Source organism: Acidimangrovimonas pyrenivorans (assembly GCF_042643245.1).
Taxonomy (GTDB): Bacteria; Pseudomonadota; Alphaproteobacteria; order Rhodobacterales; family Rhodobacteraceae; genus Acidimangrovimonas; species Acidimangrovimonas pyrenivorans.
The window spans coordinates 176761-199355 of record NZ_JBHRSK010000017.1; the positions used below are offsets into that span (position 1 = coordinate 176761).

The 22595-nt window shown below is 66.5% G+C and carries 20 protein-coding genes; 11 read left to right on the forward strand and 9 right to left on the reverse strand.

Annotated elements, in window-relative coordinates; translation table 11 throughout:
* The first annotated feature begins 4 nt into the window (after positions 1-4).
* Positions 5-1819, forward strand: coding sequence for a TniQ family protein (locus ACFOES_RS19010; protein ID WP_377834955.1), 1815 nt, complete (start codon positions 5-7; stop codon positions 1817-1819).
* Between the two features lie 563 nt (positions 1820-2382).
* Here ACFOES_RS19010 and ACFOES_RS19015 read toward each other — a convergent pair.
* Both ACFOES_RS19015 and ACFOES_RS19020 read right to left on the reverse strand, forming a co-directional pair.
* A complete protein-coding gene (locus tag ACFOES_RS19015; protein ID WP_377834956.1) occupies positions 2383-3879 on the reverse strand; it encodes a hypothetical protein in 1497 nt (498 codons plus the stop codon).
* Positions 3880-4352: 473 nt separating this feature from the next.
* The gene (locus tag ACFOES_RS19020) at positions 4353-6395 is read right to left on the reverse strand and encodes a bifunctional aldolase/short-chain dehydrogenase (protein WP_377834957.1); all 2043 of its coding nucleotides are present in this window, start codon (positions 6393-6395) and stop codon (positions 4353-4355) included.
* A gap of 111 nt (positions 6396-6506) precedes the next feature.
* Here ACFOES_RS19020 and ACFOES_RS19025 point away from each other — a divergent pair, with 111 nt between their 5' ends.
* Positions 6507-7475 carry a sugar-binding transcriptional regulator gene (locus tag ACFOES_RS19025; protein ID WP_377834959.1) on the forward strand — a complete coding sequence of 323 codons (969 nt, stop codon included), beginning with the start codon at positions 6507-6509 and terminating at the stop codon, positions 7473-7475.
* Between the two features lie 176 nt (positions 7476-7651).
* Here the strand turns inward: ACFOES_RS19025 and mtnA are convergent, their stop codons facing one another.
* Together mtnA and mtnK are read right to left on the reverse strand one after the other, a co-directional pair.
* Positions 7652-8746, reverse strand: a complete 1095-nt coding sequence (gene mtnA, locus ACFOES_RS19030) for an S-methyl-5-thioribose-1-phosphate isomerase (RefSeq protein WP_377834960.1) — start codon at positions 8744-8746, stop codon at positions 7652-7654.
* Positions 8743-10008 carry an S-methyl-5-thioribose kinase gene (gene mtnK / locus ACFOES_RS19035; protein ID WP_377834962.1) on the reverse strand — a complete coding sequence of 422 codons (1266 nt, stop codon included), beginning with the start codon at positions 10006-10008 and terminating at the stop codon, positions 8743-8745. The genes mtnA and mtnK overlap by 4 nt, the downstream gene beginning before the upstream one ends.
* Before the next feature lie 144 nt (positions 10009-10152).
* Between mtnK and ACFOES_RS19040 the strand changes: the two genes are divergently transcribed.
* From ACFOES_RS19040 to ACFOES_RS19055, 4 genes are all read left to right on the forward strand, one after another.
* A complete protein-coding gene (locus ACFOES_RS19040; protein WP_377834963.1) occupies positions 10153-11664 on the forward strand; it encodes a sugar ABC transporter ATP-binding protein in 1512 nt (503 codons plus the stop codon).
* Position 11665: 1 nt separating this feature from the next.
* Positions 11666-12682 (forward strand): ABC transporter permease, encoded by a 1017-nt coding sequence (locus ACFOES_RS19045; RefSeq protein ID WP_377834965.1) that lies wholly within the window; start codon positions 11666-11668, stop codon positions 12680-12682.
* A 31-nt stretch (positions 12683-12713) separates the two neighbouring features.
* The gene (locus ACFOES_RS19050; protein ID WP_377834966.1) at positions 12714-13751 is read left to right on the forward strand and encodes a substrate-binding domain-containing protein; all 1038 of its coding nucleotides are present in this window, start codon (positions 12714-12716) and stop codon (positions 13749-13751) included.
* A 70-nt stretch (positions 13752-13821) separates the two neighbouring features.
* Positions 13822-14265, forward strand: a complete 444-nt coding sequence (locus ACFOES_RS19055) for an RbsD/FucU family protein (protein WP_377834968.1) — start codon at positions 13822-13824, stop codon at positions 14263-14265.
* 93 nt (positions 14266-14358) lie between these two features.
* On the opposite strand, the gene ACFOES_RS19060 is transcribed toward ACFOES_RS19055, so the two are convergent.
* The 4 genes from ACFOES_RS19060 to ACFOES_RS19075 all read right to left on the reverse strand — a co-directional run bounded on the left by ACFOES_RS19060 (position 14359) and on the right by ACFOES_RS19075 (position 17788).
* Positions 14359-15486 (reverse strand): RuBisCO large subunit C-terminal-like domain-containing protein, encoded by a 1128-nt coding sequence (locus ACFOES_RS19060; protein ID WP_377834969.1) that lies wholly within the window; start codon positions 15484-15486, stop codon positions 14359-14361.
* On the reverse strand, positions 15486-16490 hold the full coding sequence (locus ACFOES_RS19065; RefSeq protein WP_377834971.1) for a transketolase family protein: 1005 nt from the start codon (positions 16488-16490) through the stop codon (positions 15486-15488). Before ACFOES_RS19065 ends, ACFOES_RS19060 begins: the two co-directional genes overlap by 1 nt.
* Before the next feature lie 11 nt (positions 16491-16501).
* A complete protein-coding gene (locus tag ACFOES_RS19070) occupies positions 16502-17428 on the reverse strand; it encodes a transketolase (protein WP_377834973.1) in 927 nt (308 codons plus the stop codon).
* Positions 17429-17491: 63 nt separating this feature from the next.
* Positions 17492-17788: a hypothetical protein gene (locus ACFOES_RS19075; protein WP_377834974.1), complete on the reverse strand. Its 297-nt coding sequence runs from the start codon at positions 17786-17788 to the stop codon at positions 17492-17494.
* Between the two features lie 151 nt (positions 17789-17939).
* Between ACFOES_RS19075 and ACFOES_RS19080 the strand changes: the two genes are divergently transcribed.
* The 4 genes from ACFOES_RS19080 (at position 17940) to ACFOES_RS19095 (ending at position 20814) form a co-directional block, all read left to right on the forward strand.
* Positions 17940-18845 carry a LysR substrate-binding domain-containing protein gene (locus tag ACFOES_RS19080; RefSeq protein ID WP_377834976.1) on the forward strand — a complete coding sequence of 302 codons (906 nt, stop codon included), beginning with the start codon at positions 17940-17942 and terminating at the stop codon, positions 18843-18845.
* A 93-nt stretch (positions 18846-18938) separates the two neighbouring features.
* Positions 18939-20108, forward strand: a complete 1170-nt coding sequence (locus tag ACFOES_RS19085) for an aromatic ring-hydroxylating oxygenase subunit alpha (RefSeq protein ID WP_377834977.1) — start codon at positions 18939-18941, stop codon at positions 20106-20108.
* 17 nt (positions 20109-20125) lie between these two features.
* Complete coding sequence (locus ACFOES_RS19090) at positions 20126-20365, forward strand: hypothetical protein (RefSeq protein ID WP_377834978.1); 240 nt, start codon at positions 20126-20128, stop codon at positions 20363-20365.
* A 113-nt stretch (positions 20366-20478) separates the two neighbouring features.
* A complete protein-coding gene (locus ACFOES_RS19095) occupies positions 20479-20814 on the forward strand; it encodes a YegP family protein (protein WP_377834979.1) in 336 nt (111 codons plus the stop codon).
* Between the two features lie 77 nt (positions 20815-20891).
* On the opposite strand, the gene ACFOES_RS19100 is transcribed toward ACFOES_RS19095, so the two are convergent.
* A complete protein-coding gene (locus ACFOES_RS19100; RefSeq protein WP_377834980.1) occupies positions 20892-21794 on the reverse strand; it encodes a hydrogen peroxide-inducible genes activator in 903 nt (300 codons plus the stop codon).
* A gap of 92 nt (positions 21795-21886) precedes the next feature.
* Between ACFOES_RS19100 and ACFOES_RS19105 the strand changes: the two genes are divergently transcribed.
* Positions 21887-22546, forward strand: a complete 660-nt coding sequence (locus ACFOES_RS19105; RefSeq protein ID WP_377834981.1) for a peroxiredoxin — start codon at positions 21887-21889, stop codon at positions 22544-22546.
* Positions 22547-22595: the final 49 nt, after the last annotated feature.

Consider the following 22595-nt stretch of genomic DNA (forward strand, 5'->3'; position numbering starts at 1 on the left):
TCCGATGCTCGATGGCGAAAGTACGATCTCCTGGGTGGCACGTCTGGCGACCTTCCACAGCGGTCGTGAGAGCCGCGACTGGCTTGCCGCTATCGGACTCAGCCAACAGGACGTCGTGAAATGCTCTACTTCCTCTGTCGAGCGCCTGCGCGACATGACTGGCGTTTCCAAGGAACGCATCCGCGAGGGGGCGTATGTTCACGAACGCGACCGCACCTTCGTCCACCGGGGAGAACGCTTCGGCACGCATTTCAGCGCGAGTGCCTTCACGACCTTCTGCCCGGCCTGCCTGCTCGATGACACCGGGCCGGGCAACCTCTCGGCCAGTATGCGCGTGGGTCGCGTGAACTGGTTCTTCATGCCGGTCAGGAGTTGCCCGAAACATGGGATCGAGCTCTCCCGTACGCGCAACACCCACTACTCGCAGGGTTTTCAGGATATGGCCATCGTCGCTCCGAGCGATGTTGAACTCGCACGGCTGGTTGATGAATCTGATCAGAGGAAGGTCTCTCCTCTGCAGCTCTATGTCGAGAACCGGTTCGACGGCGCCCACGGTCCGGCATGGCTCGATGGCCAGACGATAGATCAAGCCGCCAAGGCCTGCGAAATGGTCGGTGCCTGCCTCGAGTTCGGCGCCCACTGCAAACTCGACCACCTGACCGACGCGCAATGGGATCAAGCAGGCGCTGCCGGATTCGAGGCTGCTGCGAAAGGCGAGGAGGGCCTCCGTTTGGCGATGGATCAGATCCGTCAGGACCACCGTGAAGGCGACAAGAAAGGTGGCCCCCAAGCAGTCTTCGGACGGCTTTACCAATGGCTGCAATTCAACAAGAGCAACCGGGATCGCGGGCCGATCCGCACGGTCGTTCGCGAGTACATCTTGGATACCATGGCCATTGAGGCCGGGACAAATCTCTTCGGTGAGATCGTCGACCGCCGCCGGTTTCATTCGGTCTGCAGCCTTTCCAAGGCAACGGGTCTGCATCCGAAGACGCTGAACCGTGCGCTATCCCGGGCGGGCCTCCTATCCATCGAGAACGAAGATACGATCGATAATTCGGCTTGTGCCGATGCTTCCGAGGCTGAAGCATTGGCCCTGCGCATCCGGAATTCGCTGCCGATCAAGAGGGTGCCCGAGTACCTTAACTGCAACCGGACCCAAGCGCAGGCTCTGGTTCGACAAGGGATCGTCCGTCAGTTGTGCCCCGATCTGGGCGATCGCGGCGGCGTTCTGACTGGCGTCGCAATCGACGAGCTCGAGACTTTCCTGGTGCGGTTCCGGACCCGAGGTCAGGCTGTCGCGGTTGCGAGCGACGGCATGCTGGATCTGATCGCCGCCTCAGAGATCGCGCGGTTGCCGGTCGTCGACATCGTCCAACTGGTGCTGGACGGAAAGCTGGAAAGGCTTGAGCTTCTCCCGGAAGAACTCCGCTTCCGCTCCGTGCTCGTCGATCCGGATGAGGTGCGCGAAGTCTCATCAAAGAACGGCGAAGATCTTGGCTTCGCCCAAGATAAGGTTGCATCGCTATTTGGTCTGACGTCGTCGCATGTAAACGCCTTGCGAACGCAGTGCGACGATACCGGACGCCCGTTCCTCAATGGAACGCCGCTCGCGAACGCGCGGGGGACTATTCGGTTTCGGTATGCCTCCGAAGAGGTCGAGCGCTTCGCGCAGGACTATGTGAGCTTGGTGGAACTGGCGGAAAACCAAGGGAAGACGCCGCGCGAGGTGAAGAAGGAACTTCTCGATCAAGGGATCGCGCCGATCGCAGAATTGAGCCGACTTCCGCGCGACTACTACCGGCGCGTTGATTTGTAGATCACCCAAATCTCGTTAGTTCACGGAAGGCCGCCCCTCGGGGCGGCCTTTTTCATATCCGGAACACCGCGGCGCATTTGGGCCCGGGCCGCTGACCCTGCAAGAGTTCGGCTCGCTGTTCTTCGACTCTTTGGCAATTTTCGCCGCCGAAATCGGGTCCCGCGAAATTTCATCATTGATTTTGTTGGAGAATTTTTCCTCCTCGGGGAGGATTTGGCTAAACTGTAGCCGACGGGACAGTGTTGATGTGTTGAGCCAACCGTAAATCTGCAATTCTGCGCCTTCCGGCTGCAATTCTTGCACCAATAAAATTGCAACAGCAGCTCCAGTCGGGGCTGCTGTTGCTCGTTTCTCGGGAGCATCAGGGTATCTCGCTCCGGGCGGATGTCATTGAGACGACGGCCAGTCCGTATGGGACAAGAGCATTGTCCCCCTGGCGCGCATCAGGGCCGCCGTCACGCGCGCCACATTACCCGGGCCGGTCTTCCGCTTCGCCCTGCGGCCGCCCGTCCGCTTGCGCCGGGACAATCAGCCTGGTCCGGCAGGCACCCGCCCCTCTGCGCCTACCCCTTGTTGCGATCCCGTTCGCCGATCGACGCAGGGGCCGTCAACCTAAACAACTGGTATACGCTGCCGCTGCTCGGCAGAGGCGTGAGCCGCCAACCGGCCTGCGCCAGGTTTTCTCCGATGCATCGCCAGAACGGCTGTTCCAGGATCAGCGCATAGTGAACTCTGCCTTCGCGCGCGATGTGATCCAGCGCGCGCGACCATGCGCAGGCTTCCTTGGTGAACTTCTCGTGCCACGAGATGCTGCTCGGGGTCTCCAGTCCGACCGCATCGACAAGATGCAAGCGCGGCGCGGCCCAGGCGACCATGCCGGCATCATGTATCAAGACCCGTGCCCCTGCCGGCAGTGGTGCCGTCATCTGGCCGACCAAGGCCAGCTGCCTCTTGTCAAATTGCCGCTCGGACTGAAGGCGATGCAAGTCAGAAGGGGCCCAGAACAGCGTCCAGGCTGCGACCAGGACAATCGCGCTTTCGGTCCGACGCCAGGCAGCAAGACCAGCTACGAATATCGGCATGAGAGGCGCAAGATAGCGCGCATCGTTGAAGTCAACCGAGTGTGGCAGCTCCGTCATGGAAACGCCAAGCACCCCGGCGACGAAGACTTTGCAAGGCCATCCCCCGCTTCGCAAGAAACCAACGCTGCCAAGCGCAACCAACGGCGCCAGCTTCGACTCGAGCAGTGCAAACCCGAGTGCATGGAGGCGCTCGAAAAGCGGCGTGTCGGTATCGGCATAAAAGGCAATCTTCGCGCTCGCGGTCGTCGGCAAGGGGTGGCCGGTCACGAGCCAGACCCATATCGTCCACGGCATCGCGGAAGCCATCGCGAGGGCCACGATCTTCACGCTTTCCGCTGGAGGCCGCCCAATGATCCGCCGCAAGATGACCGCCGCGGAAAGCAGGCCGAGTTCCGGGCGTATGAAAGGCGCAAGGCCGGCAAGCAAGGGCAATCTCCTGTCGTCCTCGAGGGCGACCAGCCATGCGACGGTGGCCATCGCGAGCCCGGTTTCGAGACCGTTTGCCAGCTGAATTGGGAGTGTGCCGATGAGGAGGCCAATGCCGACCAGCACCGGAATCCTCCATCCTCTGGCACCGGCCTTGACGACGAGCGCTTCCAAGCCCGCCGCGTATAGAATGGCGGCAATGCCGCATAAAACTATCGCCGCGAGAGGAAGCGGCAAAACCAACCCGAAAAGTGACAGCAAAGCCAGATGCACTGGGCTGGTTGCTCCGACGAGAGGATCGGTATCGAAGGTGTAATCCCATCCGGCGAGCAGAGATTGCGCGTTGTGAAGGCTTATGTAGGCGTCATCGAGTGGGAACGAGCCCGGCCAGGTTAGAAATATTGCCGCAATAATAGATAGATATCCGGCCCAGCGCAGGCGCTCGACAGGTATCCCCGGGAGCCATGCAAGCATCAGTCTGACACCCTGGTGCACGTGGCCGCCGGCACGCTCGAAAAGGAGACTTTCGCCGCGCCCCTTCCATCCAAGCATCCAATGCAAAATGAAAGGGCTAATCCCAGATCAAACTCGATACCTTGCACAGCGCCGGCTCCAAAGCGTCCACATACGGGTTACTCGCTTAAGAACACTGGGCAATCTCGGCAAAGATGTAAACGACGGCGCCATCAATTCTCTACCTGGAGCCGGTCAAAGTGGCTCTGCCACCGGGCGTTGTGGCACTTGTCGGTGATCCGGGCTCATCCCGCGAATCCTGCGTGCAGGTTCTGATCCATGCCGAAGCCCTCTGCCCCCCGCCACCGCACGACCAACCGGTCAGAACAGAACCGGTCTCTCCGGTGCTGCGGCTCGATCTGTCCCGGACCAGTGCAACAACGCCCGCCGAAACAAGAAACGGAACAAGAAACGGCGGGAGTTCTCCCCGCCGTTTCCGTCGTGCCCGGTTCCCGACGGGCGTCGGGAGATTTTCGCGGCGCCCTCGCTGCGGAAGGGCCGCGTGTCGGGGCCTAGCGCAGCGCGGCCTCGATATTGCCGCCGTCGACGGTCATCACATGGCCGGTGGTGCGCTCGGCCTGTGCCAGCATGACGAAGGCCTCACCGACATGGCGCGCCTCGACCTCGCGCTTGAGCAGATTGCCGCCCAGATAGGTCGCCTCGTCGACCTTGCGGGCCGCCGCGCGCGACGCGATCATCTCGGGGGTCAGCAGGCCCGAGCGGATGCGGTCGGCGTTGATGCCGTTGACGCGGATGCCCTCGGCTCCAAGCTCGAGCGCCAGTTGGCGCAACAGGAAGAAGGTGGTCGCCTTGGGCAGGCCGTAGGCGGCGAAGCCCTTGCCCGGATTGACCGCCTGTTTCGAGACGTTGAACAGGATCTGCCCGCCGCGCCCCTGCGCCCGGAACACCGCCGTGGCAGCCTGGGCGAAGGCGAGATGCGAGAAGAAGTTGAGCTCGAAGGAGGCGCGCAGGGTTTCGTCGGGCAGGGTGGCGATGTCGCCGGTCATCGCCGCGCCGGCATTCGAGACCAGGATGTCGAGCCCGCCGAACCGCGCCGCGCAGGCGGCCGCCGCCTCGGCCGGAGCGCCCGAGCGGGTGATGTCCGTGGCGATTCCGCCATGGCCGCGGCCAAGCTGGTCGAGCGCGGCTTCCAGCGCCGTGCTGTCGCGGTCGACCAGGAAGAGCGTCGCGCCACGGGCGGCGAAGGCTTGCGCCGTGGCCAGCCCGATCGCCCCGGCACCACCGGTGACCAGCACGACGCGGCCCTGCATCTCGGGTTTCTTGCCCTTGCCCAGCTTGGCCTGCTCGAGCGACCAGTATTCCATGTCGAACAGGTCGTCTTCGCCGATCGGTCGGAAGCCGCCGGCGGCCTCTCCGTCGCCCATCACCTGCAGCGTCTGTTCGCCGATATCGGCGGCGACCGAGGCCGCCTTGGCGTCGGCGCCGATCCCGACCAGCCCGATGCCGGCCATCCAGGCCAGGTTGGGCAGCGGCGACAGCATCGTCTTGGCCCCGCCGAAGCGCGGCGCCTGGCGTTCGAAATAGCCGGTGTAGTCCTGCACGAAGCTGTCGACAGCCGCGCCGATCGGGCCGGCCCCGCCGGCCACCGCCGCGGCGTTCAGCACCAGCGGGTGCCCCTTGGTGCGAATCACATGGTCAGGCGTCGCCACGCCGCGCGTCGCCAGATTGTCGAGGTCGGGTCGGGCCAGGAAGGACATCACCTTGCTGCCGGCGCGGATGTCGAAGACCGGCATCGCCGCCCCTTCGGGCAGATGCGCGCCGAGCGCCCCGCGCAGGGCCGACAGGGCGGCGGCGCGGTCGGTCTCGGGCTGGGCCGCCACCGGGCGCAGCGGCTCGGGCCGGCGCTGGGCCAGCCAGTCCTCGACCATGTTGGTGTGTTCGACGATCCGGTCGTAGGATGACCTGGCGTCCGGTCCCCAGGCGAAATGGCCGTGGTTGATCAGCAACAGCCCTTCGACGTCGGGATGGGCCTCGTAGGTTTCGGCGGCGAGCTTGGCCAGGGCGAAGCCGGGCATGACATAGGGAACCAGCGCGAGGCGGTCGCCGAAGATCTCGCGCGTCGCCTCGGCCACTTCGGGCAGGTTGGCGAGGGCGAGGAAGGCGGTGGCATGGGTGTGATCGACGTATTTATGCGGCAAGTAGGCATGCAGCAGGGTCTCGACCGAGGGGTTGGGCGCGGTCGAGTCGAGCAGGTTGGAGCGCTGGACATTCACCATGTCCTCATCGGACAGCGCCGCCAGCTCGCGCAGCCGCATCAGCGGCGCCAGCCGGACCGCCGGCAGGCCGGCGGCCTCGATCGTGCCCAGGTCCCAGCCCGACCCCTTGATGTGAATCACTTCGACCTCGTCGCCATAGACGTCGCACGCCGTCAGTTTGACCGAGGTGTTGCCGCCCCCGTGCATCACCAGGTCGGGGTCGGCACCGATCAGCCGCGAGCTGTAGACTCGCAGCGCCAGCTCGCTTGCCTCGGGGGCCGGGCCCGCTGCGTCCTGCAGTGCGCGTGCGTCACTGTCTTGCCAACGATTTGCGATCATTCCAAAGCTCCTGTTGCGGTCAGCCGGCGGCACAGCGCGCCGCTTGTTGATTTCTCGCGGCTGTTATACAAAAGTCAAAGGCATCTGTCATAAATAAAATGAGGGGAGGCGATGGCCGGCACAAAACGCAGGACGACGGGGCGGATCAGCGGCGAGAATGTCGTGATCGAGGTCGCGTGGATGTATTACCAGCAGGGGCTGAACCAGAAGGAGATCGCCGACCGCCTGGGCATCTCGCGCGCGACCATCGTCAACTATCTTCAGGAGGCGCGCGAGCAGGGCTTTGTCCGCATCTCGCTGAATTCCGAGGCCTTCACCACCCATCGCTCGGCGGTCGAGCTGTGCCAGGCCTTCGGGCTCAAGGCGGCCTATGTGGTGCCGGACGAAAGCGCCGATACCGAGACCGCCTTCTACCGTGTGGTGCAGGGCGCGGCCGATTGGCTGCCCGAGCTGCTGGCGCCGGGCGACCGGCTTGGCGTCGCCTGGGGGCGGACGATCTACGAACTGGCAGAGGCCACCGCCGAGACCCGGATCGACGATCTGGCGGTCCTGCAGCTGGTCGGCTCGATGGCCACACCCTACGGCTTCACCGCCGAGGCCTGCTCGACCCGGCTGGCGCAGCGGCTGGGGGCGCGCTGCTACAACCTGCATGCCCCGGCGATCCTGTCACGGGCCGAGCTGGCGGCCGAGCTGCGCGCCGAGCCGATCATCCACGATCAGCTCGCCCGGCTCGAGACCTGCAACAAGTTCCTGTTCTCGGTCGGCACCTGCCTGCCAGACAGCCATGTCGTCGGCAGCGGCGTGGCGTCGCAGGAGGATCTGGAATGGTATGTCGCTCGCGGCGCGCAGGCGGTGCTTTGCGGCCGCTTCATCGACGGCACGGGCCGCGGCATCGACGGCCCGCTTGAGCCGCGGATGATCGGCATTCCGCTCGAACGGCTGGTCGGGCTGGAGATGGGTATCCTGGTGACGCCGGGGCTCGACAAGGTCGAGGCTTCTCTGGCCGCCATTCGCGGCGGCTATGTCAGCCATATGGTCACCAGCCTCGGGGTTGCCGAGGCGCTGCTTGCCAGCGCCTAGACAGCCCGCGCCCCGTGGCTCTTGCCGGATGTGCCGGAGCGCGCGCTGCCTTGGCCGGCATCCTGCTTTGAGACCGGCGGGAAGGCTGGCCGGCCTGCCTCCCGGCGGCCCGTGCCCCCAAGGCGGGCCTGACGGCTGCCGGCGTCACATGCGCCGGCGCCGTCCCACCCGCGCGCTCAGCGCCCCTTGAGGTCGGGGAACATCGCCGCCAGCCCCTCTTCCGTGGCCGGGCAGACGCCGCGTTCGGTGATCAGCCCGGTCACCAGTTCGGCCGGGGTGACGTCGAAGGCCGGATTGCGCGCCGGCGTGCCATCGGGCGAGATCTGCACCGAAATGATGCGTCCCTCGGGATCGCGGCCCTGGACATGCGTCACTTCCTCGCCGCCGCGTTCCTCGATCGGGATCTCCTTGACCCCGTCACTGACGGTCCAGTCGATCGTCGGCGAGGGCAGGGCGACGTAGAACGGCACCCCGTTCGCCTTGGCCGCCAGCGCCTTGAGATAGGTGCCGATCTTGTTGCAGACGTCGCCGCGCGCCGTGGTCCGGTCGGTGCCGACGATCACCAGATCGACCTCGCCATGCTGCATCAGGTGGCCGCCGGCATTGTCGACGATCAGGTCGTGGCTGACGCCGTGGCTGTTCAGTTCCCAGCTGGTCAGCTGGGCGCCCTGGTTGCGCGGCCGGGTCTCGTCGACGAAGACATGGACGTCGATGCCGTCCTCGACGGCGTGGTAGATCGGCGAGGTCGCGGTGCCCCAGTCGACCGTCGCCGGCCAGCCGGCATTGCAATGGGTCAGCACATTGACCCGGCCGCCGCCTTTCCTGCGGGCGATCTCGCGGATGATCTCGAGCCCGTTGAGGCCGATTTGGCGATTGGTCTCGACATCCTCTTCGCAGATCTCGTCGGCGCGGGCGAAGGCCGCCGCGGCACGGTCCCCGGCGGACAGCGGCGCCAGCACCCGGGTCATCTCGTCGAGCGCCCATTTCAGGTTGATCGCGGTCGGCCGGGTCTCGTGCAGGATTTCCCAGGTTTCCCTCAGCGCGTCATCCGAGGGATCGGCGGCCATCTGCACCGCCATGCCATAGGCCGCCGTCGCGCCGATCAGCGGTGCGCCCCGCACCCACATTTCGCGAATCGCGTCGGCGAAATCCTGTCGGGTTGCCAGCGTCACGATGCGCAGATCATGCGGCAGCCAGCGCTGGTCGATGATTTGCACCTCTCCCGTCGGCATGCGCCAGATCGAGCGGAAATGCTTGCCGTCGATTTTCATAGGTAGTCCTCTCCGTTGATCTGGCGGGCGAGTCCGAGCACTTCGGCCATCCCGTTGAAATTGGCGCGCCCCACGGCCAGGGCGCGGCCCAGCACCAGGCCGCGCGCCTCGCAGGCCGCGCGGCTGGCCTCGTCGGCAATCTGGTCGTACTCGGCGATATGGGCGAGGCTCAGGGTCCGGCGGTGCATCTCGATGCCGCAGAAGCCGAGCGTGTCGCGCCAGATCGCCGCCAGCCGCTCGATCCGCGCCTGTTCGGCGCCGAAGCCGTGGCCCTGATCCTCGAACAGGCTGGCCTGATAGAGGATGCCGGTCCGCTCGCTGCGCCACAGGCGGGTGAACTCGTCGCTGAAAGTCGCCCAGATTTCGTCGACGACCGAGAGGATCCATTCCTGATAGTCGGCGCGCGCGCCCGGGGCCTCGGCATGGCCGGGCTGGGCGTAATAGGCCATCAGGAAGTTGGCGATCAGCATCCCGATGTCGAAGCCCATCGGGCCATAGGTGGCGAATTCCGGGTCGATCACCCGGGTCTCGCTGTCGCTGACCATCACCGAGCCGGTGTGCAGGTCGCCATGCAGCAGCGTCTCGGCGTTGTTGGCAAAGGCCGCCTTCATGTGCTGGGCGGCGATCTTGAGGTCGATATCGGCGCGCAGCCGCGCCACGATCGGGTCGAGCCCCGGCGTATGGTGGTTCATCTCGGCCGCGAAATAGGGGTCGGAGAACACCAGATTCTCGGTGATGTCGCACAGTTCGACATTGCCGGCGAAAAGCGCCAGGTCGGCCTTGCGCTGGGCGGTCTTCATCGACAGATCCGAGCCGCGGAACAGGGTGCGGGCGCAGAACCGTCCCAGCACCGCGCCCAGATCGGGGTGGCGCCGGCCTTCCATCAGGCTTTTCCGCAGGATCACGTGCGGGCTGAGGAATTCCATCACCACCATGGCCTGGGCCTCGTCGAAATGGAACAGCTCGGGCACCGCGCCGGGATCGCGCGCCGCCTGCCGAACAAGCGCGTTGTATTCGAAGAAGGCGCGTCTGAGCGGCAGCGGCCAGGCCTCGCCCACCAGGCGGACATAGGGCAGGGCCTGCTTGACGATCACGCTGCCTGCCGCGCCGTCGATGATGAAGACCAGGTTGAGGTTGCCGTCGCCGACCTCCCGCACCTGCCAACTGGCGGGATCGCCGACTCGCTTGCGGATCGCGTCGATCGCCCCCAGCCGCTCGGCCAGCGTGTCCGGTCTCAGGGCTTCATAGCTTTCATCACTCATGGTGTCCTCCCTCGCGCGGCGCTTCGCGGACGCCGCCTGCGTGTCTTCGGGCGCAGAATTCCGAGTTTTCTCGCAATTGTCAAATTGTATTGACATTTGAAAGATTGCGGCGGTAGCTTCAAGCCGAGTGGAGGAGAATTCGTCTTGGAAAAAGCCGCAATCCGGCTGTCCGGTCTGCACAAGGCGTTCGGGCGCAACAAGGTTCTGCGCGGGATCGACCTCGAGATTCCGGCCGGCCAGGTCACCGTTCTGATGGGCGCGAACGGCGCGGGGAAGTCGACCCTGGTCAAGGTGCTCTGCGGCGTGCATTCGGCCGACGAGGGGACGGTGATGCTGGGGGATCGCCCTTTCGCGCCGGCCTCGCCGTCCGAGGCGCTGCGCGCCGGGGTGGTGACCGTGCACCAGAACATCAATGACGGCGTCGTGCCCGATCTCGACGTCGCCTCGAACCTGCTGCTCGACACGCTGGCGGACGGGGCCGGCTTCTTCCTGCGCCGTCGCCGGATGCGGGACGAGGCGCGCCAGATCGCCCTGAGGGTCGGGCTGAAGATCGACGTCGGCCATCAGGTAGCCGACCTCACGCTCGCCGACCGCCAGCTGGTCGCCATCGCCCGCGCCATGGCACGCGATCCGCAACTGCTGATCCTCGACGAGCCGACCTCGTCGCTGTCCGCCCTCGAGGCCGAGCGCCTGTTCGCGCTGATCGAGCGGCTGCGCGACCGCGGCGTCGCCGTGCTCTATATCTCGCACCGCATGTCCGACATCCGCCGCCTCGCTGACCGCATCGTCTCGATGCGCGACGGCCGGATCTCGGGCCTGTTCGAAGAGAAGCCGCTGGACTATTCCGGATCGGTCCGCGCCATGCTGGGCCATGAGATCACCGAGGTCGATATCGCCGTCCCGACGCCGGGCCGCACGGTCGTCGAGGTAAGCGATCTGGTGCTGCGGCAGGGCGCGCGGCCCTTTTCGCTGACCGCGCGCGAGAACGAGGTCATCGCGGTCACCGGCCTCGTCGGCAGCGGCAAGTCCGAATTGGCCTCGGTTCTGTTCGGGCTCGAGCGGCCGCTCTCGGGGGCCGTGACGCTGGACGGCAAGCCGCATCGGCCGGCCAGCGCCCGCGCCGCGATAGAGGCCGGCGTCTTCCTGTGCCCCAAGGATCGGCTGGTCAACGCCGTGGTCGCGGATTTCGACATCACCCGCAACATCTCCCTGCCGTTCACCCGCCGCCACAGCCGGATGTCCTTTGTCAGCAGGCGCTCGGAACGGGGCGCGGCGCGGCGGATGATCGACACGCTGGGCGTTGTCTGTCAGGGGCCGGGCGACGGCATCCTGACGCTCTCGGGCGGCAACCAGCAGAAGGTGATGGTGGCGCGCTGGATGGCCGAGGCCTCGCGCCTGCTGATCCTCGACGAGCCGTTCCAGGGCGTCGATATCCAGGCCCGGCGCGACATCGGCCACAAGATCCGCGAGACCGCCGGCAGCCGGGCGACGATCGTCTTCGTCGCCGAGCTGGACGAGGCGCTCGAGATCGCCGACCGGATCTTCGTGATGAGCGAGCATTCGATCGTCGGCGAACACCGAAACGAAAACATAGACGTGTCCGCGATCATGGCCGAAGTGGTCGATGCCGCCGCGACACGCGCCGAAGGGAATTGAGATGACGCAGGGCAGCACTCTCATCGACATCGCCATCAAATACGGCTTCCTCGCGCTGATGGCTGGGCTGATCGCCTTTTTCGGCACCATGGCTGACGGCTTCCTCACCCCGTTCAGCGCGGTGTTCATCCTGCAATCGGTGGCGATCACCGGCATTCTCGCGCTTGGCGTGACCGCGACCCTCGTTGTCGGCGGCTTCGATCTCTCGATCGGCGCGGTGGCGACTTCGGCGCTGATGCTGTCGGCCTATGTCATGGTGGTCTGGGAGCAGAGCGCGGTGACCGCGGTGCTGCTCTGCCTGGCCATGGGCGCCGTCGTCGGGCTGGTGAACGGGCTGCTGATCGTCAAGATGAAGGTGCCCGACCTGCTGGCGACGCTGGGGATGATGTTCCTGCTGGTCGGGCTGCAGCGCATCCCGACCCAGGGCCGCTCGATCTCGACCGGGATGACGCTGTCGGATGGGGATGTCGCCAAGGGGCATTTCTCGGAAACCTTCCTGATGCTCGGCCGCCACCGTGTCGACTTCTTCGCGCCGAACCTGGTGCCGCTGTCGGTGATCTTCCTGGTGGTGATCGCGGTCGGCGTCTGGCTGTTCCTCGAACTCACCCGCCACGGTCGGCTGATGTATGCCATCGGGTCGAATGCGCAGGCGGCCAGCCTGGCCGGCACCAATGTCGACCGCTACAAGATCCTCGCCTACATGATCTCGGGCACGCTGGCCTCTTTCGGGGGCGTGTTGCTGGCTGCCAGGCTGGGGCGGGGCGACGTCGCCTCGGGCAACAACCTGCTGCTCGACTCGGTCGCGGCGGCGCTGATCGGCTTCGCCGTGCTCGGCGCTTCCAAGCCCAACGCCTTCGGCACTGCCGTCGGGGCGCTTTTCGTCGGCATCCTGTTGCAGGGTCTGACGATGATGAACGCCCCCTACTACACCCAGGATTTCGTCAAGGGCGCCGTGCTTGTCGTCGCGCTCGTCTTCACTTTCGCGCTTTCCGGCAGAGGAGGCCGGGGGCGCGGCTGAATCCGAACAACAAGGACCTCGGGAGGAATACATGATTAACAGAAGAACATTTGCCGGCCTGATGGGGGCCGTGGCGCTGATGCCGTCGCTTGGCTGGGCGGCCGACATGCCCAAGCCGTTCGACAACCCGGGCAAGGTCAAGATCGCGCTGGTGCGCTACCTGTCCACGGGCGACTTCTTCGAGGCCTACCTGTCCGGCGTGCAGGCCCAGGCCAAGGCGCTCGGCGTCGATCTGCGCATCTTCGACAGCCGCCAGGACGCGGCGCTGCAGGCCGACATGGTCGATCAGGCGATCGCGCTGGGCGTCGACGGGATCATCATCCAGCACGGGCTGACCGAGTCGATGAAGAACGCCGCGCAGCGCGCGGTAGCGGCCGGGATCAAGGTCGTGGCTTTCGACGTCGATGTCGACAACCCGAAGATCCCGCAGATCGAGCAGTCCGACCGCGACCTCGCCCGGCTGGCGCTGGAGCAGGCGATCAAGGACAATGGCAACAGCTTCACCGCCGGCTATGTCTATGTGCCCGGCATCGCGCCGCTCGACCGCCGCAACGAGACCTGGGTGCAGGTCAAGAAGGACAATCCGGGGATCAAGCAGGTCGCCGAATTCGGCACGCTCGACAACCCGATCGCCAACTCGGTCGCCAACCAGGCGCGCTCGGTGCTCTCGGCGCATCCCAACATCAACGTGATGTTCGCCCCCTACGATGAATTCGCCAAGGGCGTGAAGATCGCGGTCGACGAGGCCGGCATGTCGGACCGGGTCTCGATCTACTCGGCCGATATCTCGACCGCCGACATCCAGTCGATGCGCGAGCCGGGCTCGGCCTGGAAGGCGACGGCGGCGACCAACCCGGCGGTGGTCGGCGAGGTCTCGGTGCGCTCGCTGGCGATGCTGCTGGCCGGGCAGGATCCGGGCCACAACGTGATCGTGCCGCCGACCCTGATCACCCAGAAGATGCTCAACGATCTGGATATCAAGAACATGGCCGAACTGGGCAAGAAGGTTCCGGCCTTCGCCCATGCCGATGTCTCGGTGCCGGCCTGGATGCCGCTGCCGCAGCGTTAAGACCACCGACCACTCACGGCAGCCGGGCCGGGGCCTTCGGGCCCCGGCCCATTCCTATCGGGAGGATATCATGCTCAAGGGGATCGACCCGCGGATGCCGGCAGAGCTGCTGGACACGCTGATGCGGATGGGCCATGGCGACGAGATCGCGGTGGTCGACTGCAACTACCCCGCCCATTCGACCGCCGCCGCCACCGTCTCGGGCCGGGTGGTCGAGCTGCCGGGCTTCACTGCGCCGCAGGCGATTTCGCTGATCTGCGCCCTGCTGCCGCTCGACCCTTTCGTGCCCGCCGGCGCGCTGTGGATGGAGGTGGACGGCAAGGGGGACCAGCCGGACCCGGTGCACGCCGAGGCGCTGGCGGTGCTGGAGGCCGAGATGCCCGAAGGCGGCGCCATCGGCTCGATCGGGCGGCAGGACTTCTACGCCCGCGCGGCCGGGGGCTTCGCCGTGCTGCGCTGCACCGAGACGCGGCCCTTCGGCTGCTTCATCCTGCGCAAGGGCGTGATTTTCTAGGGCACCTTGCACGCGCTTGCGGGCTGCGTGCTCCGGCGCGGCTTGCCTTTCCGGTCGAATGGCAACGAGAGGCCGGGGCAGATGGACGACCTTCTAGGCCCGCTCCGCCTCGGCCGCGTCGAGCGCGGCGCGCATCGCCGCGATGCCCTCGCCGATCCGCTCGCCCAGCCGCAGCAGCGAGCCGCCGAGCAGATAGACCACATCCGGGCCATACATCGCCGCCATGTCCGCCGCCCGCTCGACGCTCATGCCGCCGCCGGGGCTGGGCAGCATCGCCCGGCCGGGGCCTTCGGGCACGCGGCAGGCGTCGGCGATCTGGCGGCACTCCGCGACGCTGAAGCCGAAGCGGCCGCCGACATTGGGAAAGACCGAGATGTCGGCCCCCGCGATGCGCTGCAGCGTGCCGAAGATCACCCCGTGGTCGAAGCCGGTGTCGGGCGACAGCACATAGGGCCCGAGGAAGCTGGGATGGGTCATCACCGGCAGGTTCAGCGCCGGGTCGCGCGCGATCCGCGAAACCACGCCGAAGCCCAGCAGCCCCGGCATGATCAGGAGCCCGTCCGCCCCGGCCGCCTTGGCGAAGCGGATATTGGCCTCGAGCTCGTCTGCCTGACCGGCGAGCGACGGGAAATAGAGCGCCCTGCGCCCGGTCTCCGCGTTGGCCCGGGCGACCGCGGCGGCGGTCTTCTCGACCCGCTCGCGGAACGGGGCCATCGGCTGGTCGGTTATGCCATGATCTTCCTTGACGATATCGGCCCCGCCCCTGGCGCAGAGATAGCCGATGCGGGCCAGCGCCTCGGCGTCGAGCCCCTGGGGTTTCAGCACCGGCGCGATCATCCCGCCGGCGGGCCGGCCGCAGAGCGCGCGGATGCCGGCGCTGCCGAAGCGCGGGCCGGGATGGCGGCGGGCCATCTCCTCGCCCGGCTCGATCCCGATCACCCGCAGCCCGCGCTGGATCGATGAATTGCCGAAGATGACGTTGAAGAACTGGGTGATCTCGTCCCCGGCGCTGGCCGGGCTGTAGGAGATCGTGGCGCGGAACCGTCCTTCGCCCTCGCGCCCGATCTCCTCGATCCGGCCGAGGATCTCGTCCTCGACAAAGCCCGCCGGCACCACGTCGCGCGGGATCTCGACGGTCTGTTCCAGCGCGATGCCCTCGGCCCGCGCCCGCGCCTCGGCGGGATCGGCGGCGAAGATGCGGTAGCTGACGGCGAACCGCATCACAGCGCCTCGGCCTTCACCGCCGAATGGACCGCATCGACCCGCACCGCTTCAAGTGCCTCTTCTCCGATACCGGTCTGCTGCCCGGTCAGTTCTTCGATCGCGCGGACCAGGGCCAGCGCGTCCATGCCGTAGTATTTCATCAGATAGGGGCGCGAGCCGCCATGGGCGTAAGTGTCCTGCAGGCCGAGCCGGATCAGCCGCTTCGCCATCCCCGCCTCGGCCAGCGCCTCGGCGGTCATCGAGCCGATGCCGCCGGCGACGAGATGGTTCTCGAGGGTGACGATGCCGTGGCGGACCTCGGCGGCATGGGCGAGGATCGTTGCCGCGTCGAAGGGCTTGAGCGTGTTGAGATGGAGATGACGCACGGATACCCCGGCCTTCTCGAGCGCGCCGCGGGCGCGGATCGCCTCCTCGGTGGTGATGCCGGCGGTGATCACCAGCACGTCGGTTCCTTCGGACAGCACCCGCAATTCGCCCACCTTGAGCGGACTGTCGAACAACCGCGGCACCGACCCGCGCAGCACCCGGCAATAGACCGGCCCGTCGATGCTGTCGGCGGCCTCGACGATGCCCTCGACCTCGGTCGCGTCGCCGGCCTCCAGCACCGTCATGTTGGGGATGGTGCGCATGATCGAGATGTCCTCGATCGCCTGGTGGGTCATGCCGCCGGGAGTGGTGACGCCGGGCAGGAAGCCCATCAGCCGCACCTTGCGCCGGGGATAGGCGATCGAGGCCATCAGCTGGTCATAGGGGCGGCGGTAGAGGAAGACGCCGAAGGTGTGGATGAAGGGCCGGAACCCGGCAAGGCCGAGCCCGCCGGCGAAGCTCAGCATGTTCTGCTCGGCCATGCCCATCGACAGGAACTGCCCGGGATGACGGTCGCGGAAGCCGTCGATCTCGCAGCTCGAGGTGAGGTCGGCCGAGAGGCACAGCACCTCGGGATGCTGCACCGCGTATTTCTCAAAGGCGCCCGCATAGGGGCGGTTGACCATTTCGACCATCGCGTCTCTCCTCAGTGGCCGTAGTCGATCGGGGCGATGCCCAGCTCGGCGGCGATTTCCCGGTTCATCTCGGCACGCTCTTCCTCGCTCTTGAAGCGCACATAGTGTAGCCGCGGAAAGCGGCGCTGCAGGAAGCTCATGCCCTGCGTCGGCGAGGTATTGGCGAGGATGATCAGCGGCCGGCCCTCATGCGGCTCGGCTTTCGCCTGGCGCATCGCATCGAGGTCGTGGCCGTCGATCTCGACCACCACCGCGCCGAAATCGCGCAGCTTGGTGGCGATGTCGCCGACCTCCATCACGCTGTCCATCGCGCCGTCGCATTGCTGGCGGTTGACGTCCATGATCGCCCACAGATTGTCGATGCCGTGATGGGCGGCGGCCTGCACCGCCTCCCAGGTCTGGCCTTCCTGTACCTCGCCATCCGACATGAAGACGCAGACCTCGCCAGGCTCGCCCTTGCGCTTGCGGCCCCAGGCGAGGCCGGCGCCGGTCGACAGGCCGATCCCCAGCGTGCCGTTATGGACCTCCATGCCCGGCGAATGCTCGGCCCCGATCATTTCGACCGAGGAGCCGTCCTTGTTGAACATCTCCAACCCCTCGGGTGCCATCCGCCCGACCTCGATCAGCGTCGCATAGGCGACCAGAGCGTAATGGGCCGGGGCGATGAACAGCCGGTCGTAATGCGGCTCGAACGGGCCGTTATAGCCGGCGCCGGTGACATAGTCGGGATTGTCTGCCGAGGGCACGCCGCCAAAGGGGCGCGGCACTTCCGGCAGGGTCGGCTGTCCGAGATTGAGCGCCTCGTTGTAGAGGAAGGCGAGCTGCTCGGCGGCCGAGCAGGCCTGGCTGAGATAGCCGCCATTGTTGCGCATCGAATGCTCGAAGACGCGGCGCCGGATGCCGCGCGCGACTTCTTCGGTGGTCTTCTGGTTTTCCACGGCGGGGTCTCGCTTTCGGTCTTGCGGTCAGGGTCGGTTTCGTCGGTGAAGATACATATGTCATTATATTCTGACAAATGATATTTTGTTCATCTTGACTGTGCCGCCGCCCTCAGCGGCCTGCTGGTGGCGGAAGTCGTGCAAGTGTGGCGGATGGGCAACCGGGGCCCGCGCCAGGTGTCGAGACTGCCATGAGACTGCCAGGAAACTGCAATTCTGCGCCTTCCGGCTGCGGCTGCTGTAGCCAAGGGCGCCAGGCTCGAGGCCGGTGCACCGTCCGGGTTCGAGTTGCAAGCGGAAATCGGCGCTGCCCGGGCTCAGCTGCGTCTTGCCGACGAGGCCGGCGCGGTGCGTTTCCATTCGGCTCTCCTGCCTGCTGTGCGGGCGCAGGATGTCGCTGACCCCGTCGCCCCGGTCGCATTCCGGCGAACAGGGCCGCGCCTTCGATGGCAGAAAATCTCATGCTCGATTGAAGCGATCTCAACCGAGCGCGCAGCCGGAGCGTGAGGCCATGTCCCGCCGCTACTACCATCTGCCGCCGTTGACGACGCTCGCCGCCTTCGAGACGGCGGCGCGGCACCTCAGTTTCAAGAACGCCGCGCAGGAGCTTTCGGTGACGCCGGGCGCCGTCAGCCACCAGATCAAGGCGCTGGAGGGCGAACTGGGGGCGCAGCTGTTCCGGCGCAAGCACCGGGGGGTCGAGCTGACCGCCGAGGGCGAAAGCCTCTACGAGGCGCTGGCGTCGAGCTTCGCCAAGGTCTCGCAATGCCTGAAGAGCATCCAGGACCGCCATAGCGGCAACAAGGTCACCGTCGGCTCGACCTCGGCCGTCGCCTCGCTCTGGCTGTCGCCGACGGTGATCCGCTTCTGGCGCGCGCACCCGGATGTCGACGTCAACCAGAGCATCCAGGACGAGCAGTTCCTCAACACCAACGAGGTCGACCTCTATATCCGCTACGGCCGCGAGCCGGACAGCCGCATGACCCAGACCGAACTGTTCCGCGATCACCTGCTGCCGGTCGGGGACAGGGAACATGCCGACCGCCTGGCGGGCTGCGCGCTCGCGGCCCTGGCGGGCGAGCGCCTGATCCATCTCGAGTCGAACAACAAGAGCTGGGCCACCTGGCAGGACTGGTTTCTCGGGCTGGGCTATGACGGGCCGATCGCGCCCGGCATCCGCGTCAACAACTACTCGGTCGCGCTGCAGGCGGCGCAGGACGGCGCCGGGCTGGCGCTGGGGTGGCAGCGCCTCGTGCGGCCCTTGCTGATGACGGGGCAGCTCCACCCGATCGGGCCCCATGTCAGCGCCGCCGCCCACCGCTTCCATCTCGTCGGGCGGCCGGAAGAAGAGCTGTCCGAGGCCGCGCGACGGTTGCGGGACTGGATCGTGCAGGAGGTGAACAGCGGGCTCAGGTGAGCCGGGTTCACCCCAGATTTAGCTTTTCCCGTATTGAGAGGGGTCGCCCCCGTGCCGCATTTTTCCGGGCGTGCCCGCTCAGGAGGATGTCGGATGAACAAGCACGGCCCCCTTGGTTCCGTCCTGCAATCGGTCAATGTCGCCAATGGCCTGCCGAACGCGCATTACACCGACCCGGCCGTTTTCGCCGAAGAGAAACGCTCGGTCCTGTTCGCCAACTGGTCCGGCATCGGCTTCGGCAAGGACATTCCCGAGACCGGCGACGCCCGGCCGGTGGATTTCCTCGGCATGCCGCTGTTGATGGTGCGCGACCGCGACGGGTCGATCAACGTGTTCCAGAACACCTGCCGCCATCGCGGCATGATCCTGGTCGAGGCGCCGCGGACAATCCGCGGCGCCATCCGCTGCCCCTATCACAGCTGGTGCTACGGGTTGAACGGCGCGCTGCGCGGCACGCCGCATGTCGGCGGCCCGGGCCAGAACACCCATACCGATATCAGGCAGGAGGAGCTGGGCCTGATCCGCATCCGCTCCTTCGTCTGGCGCGACGTGGTTTTCGTCAATATCGACGGCACCGCGCCCGCATTCGAGGACGTGCATGGCGAGCTGATGGGGCGCTGGAAGGAATTCGACCAGCCGATGTATCATGGCGGCGAGGGCTCGACCGTGCGGCTCGAGCTGGCCGCGAACTGGAAGCTGGCGGTCGAGAATTTCTGCGAAAGCTACCACCTGCCCTGGGTCCATCCGGGCCTGAACAGCTATTCGCGGCTCGAGGACCACTACAACATCGAGAGGCTGGGCCGGTATTCGGGGCAGGGCACCCATGTCTATCGCCAGCTCACCGACGACGAAGGCCGGACGCTGCCCGATTTCGCCGGTCTGGGCGAGAAATGGGAGCAGGGCGCGGAATACATCGTCGTCTATCCCAACGTGATGCTCGGCGTGCAACGCGACCATGCCTTCGCCTTCGTGCTCGACCCGGTGGATTGCGAGCGCACGGTCGAGACGATCGAGCTCTACTACACCCGGCCGACCGGGAGCACGCCCGAGCTGGGCGGCCTGCGCGCCGCGAACGCGCAGCTGTGGAAAACGGTGTTCGAAGAGGACGTCTTCGTCGTCGAGGGCATGCAGAAGGGCCGCCATGGCGCGCTGTTCGACGGCGGCCGCTTCTCTCCGGCGATGGACGGGCCGACGCACAACTTCCACCACTGGGTCGCGACGCAGGTCGAGGCCGGCCGCAGGGCCTCGGCGCCCGGGTCCTAGGCGTGGGAGCGGGGCCGGTGGAACTGGCGGAGCTGGACCGCAAGCTGCTCGCGGCGCATGCCGAGGGCGATGCGGCCGCGCTGGTCGCCCTCTACACCCGGGCCGGGGACGCGCGCGAGGCGGTGGGCGACATCCCTGCCGCCTGCTTCTACCTGACCCAGGCCTTCGTCTTCGCCCTCGAGGCCGGGCTGGCCGAGGCCGAGGCGCTGAACCGGCGGCTGTTCGACCACGGCCGCGCCCATCTGCTGCGCTTCTGACCGGCGCCCGCCCGCCGGCGCGGCTGACGGCCCGGGACAGGAATTCGTTGCCATTCCCCGCGTTTTTGCCTCAAATCGGTTCGGCAAACGGATTTCTTTCAAGGGGTATGACGATGGCCGGAAAATTCGAGCTCTATCAGGACAAGGCGGGCGAGTATCGCTTCCGGCTCAAGGCCGGGAACGGAGAGATCATCCTCGTCAGCGAGGGCTACAAGCAGAAGGCAAGCGCCGAGAACGGCATCGCCTCGGTGCGCAAGAACGCCCCGGTGGACGAACGCTACGAGCGCAAGGAGACGTCGTCGGGCAAGCCGATGTTCAACCTCAAGGCCACCAACGGCCAGGTGATCGGCACCAGCGAATCCTACAGCAGCGAAAGCGCCCGCGACAACGGCATCGAGTCGGTCAAGAAGAACGCGCCGGAGGCCAAGCTGGACGACCAGACCGCCTGACCGCCGACACCGGGATCGACTGCGGGGGCCGTTCTTGCGAGCGGCCCCTTTTCCTGGATGCACCGGGTCTCGAGGCCCTATTGCCGGGTCAGCTGCCGCGTCCGCTGCAGGATCTCGCCCAGCTTGCGGAACAGCGCACCCCGGGCCGAGGTCGCGCGCCAGGCCAGGACGACGCGGCGCGGGCAGGCGTCGGGCAGCGGCGCAATCGCCACCTCCTGCCCGCCCAGCACCCCGGCATCCAGCGCCAGGTCGGGCAGCAGCGTGATCCCCAAGCCCTCGCTGACCATCGAGATCAGCGTCGCCAGCGAGGTCGCCGAGAAGCTCTCGTCCTGCTCGATATCGCGGTCGGGAAAGGCCGAAAGCGCGTGGCGCTGCAGGCAATGGCCCTTCTCCAGCAGCATCAGCTTGGCGCCGTCGAGCTGGGCGCCGCGCACCGGATCGGGGCCGAAGCTGCCCGGCGGCGCGGCCAGGTGATAGCCGTCGTCGAACAGCTCCATCACCTCGATCCCCGGCGCGTCGAAGGGCAGGGCGAAGAGGATCAGGTCGAGCCGCCCCTTGTGCAGCCCGTCGAGCAATTGCTCGGTCATCTCCTCGCGCAGCAGCAGCCGCAGGTCGGGGAAGGCGCTGCGGATCCCGGGCAGGGCGCGCGGGATCAGGTAGGGGCCGATGGTCGGGATCGCGCCCAGCCGCAGCTCGCCGCCCTCGGGCGCCGCCTGGACCTTGGCCAGTTCCTCGATCTCGCGTGCGGCCAGCAGCACGGCCCTTGCCCGCGCCGCGATCTCCTTGCCGACCGGGGTCAGGATCACCGAACGCTTGGTGCGCTCGGCCAGCACCACGCCCAGCCGTTCCTCAAGCTCCTTCAGCCCGGCGCTCAGCGTCGGCTGGGTGACGAAGCAGGTCTCTGCGGCACGCGAGAAATTCAGAGTATCCGCCACCGCGACAAGGAAGCCGAGCTGGCGCAGGGTGATGCCTGGAATCATATAGAAGGCCTCTATTACTGATAGATGTATAATCAATTTCACCAATCATACGCCAGCCCCTAAATCTGGGTCACCGCAAGACAGAAACCCGCATGAGGAACCTGAAAATGTCCGAAGTGATCCAACCGCAGATGCCGCAACTGAACGCCCCGGCGCCGGCCTTCGACGCCCCCACGACCGACGGCCGCAAGACCCTTGCCGACTACAAGGGCAAGTGGCTGATCCTGTTCTCGCACCCGGCCGACTTCACCCCGGTCTGCACCACCGAATTCATCGCCTTCGCCAAGCGCCAGGACGAGTTCGCCGCCCGGAATACCGAGCTGCTCGGCCTGTCGATCGACAGCCACTACAGCCACATCGCCTGGATGCTGAACATCAAGGAGAAGTTCGGCGTCGAGATCAAGTTCCCGATCATCGCCGACCTGAACATGGCCGTGGCCCAGGCCTATGGCATGATCCAGCCCGGCGCCTCGGACACGGCGGCGGTGCGCGCCACCTTCATCATCGACCCCGAGGGCGTGCTGCGCGCCATGGTCTACTACCCGATGAATGCCGGCCGCTCGGTCGACGAGATCCACCGGCTGCTGGTCGCGCTGCAGACCGCCGACGAGAACAAATGCGCCATGCCCGAGAACTGGCGGCCGGGCGACGCGGTGATCGTGCCGCCGCCGGCGACGCCCGAAGGTGCCCTTGCGCGCGCCGACGAGGGCTATGACACTGTCGACTGGTATTTCTCGACCCGCACCCTCTGACCGGTGCGCCCGGCCCCGGCAGCAGGATTGCCGGGGCCCTTTCCAAGGC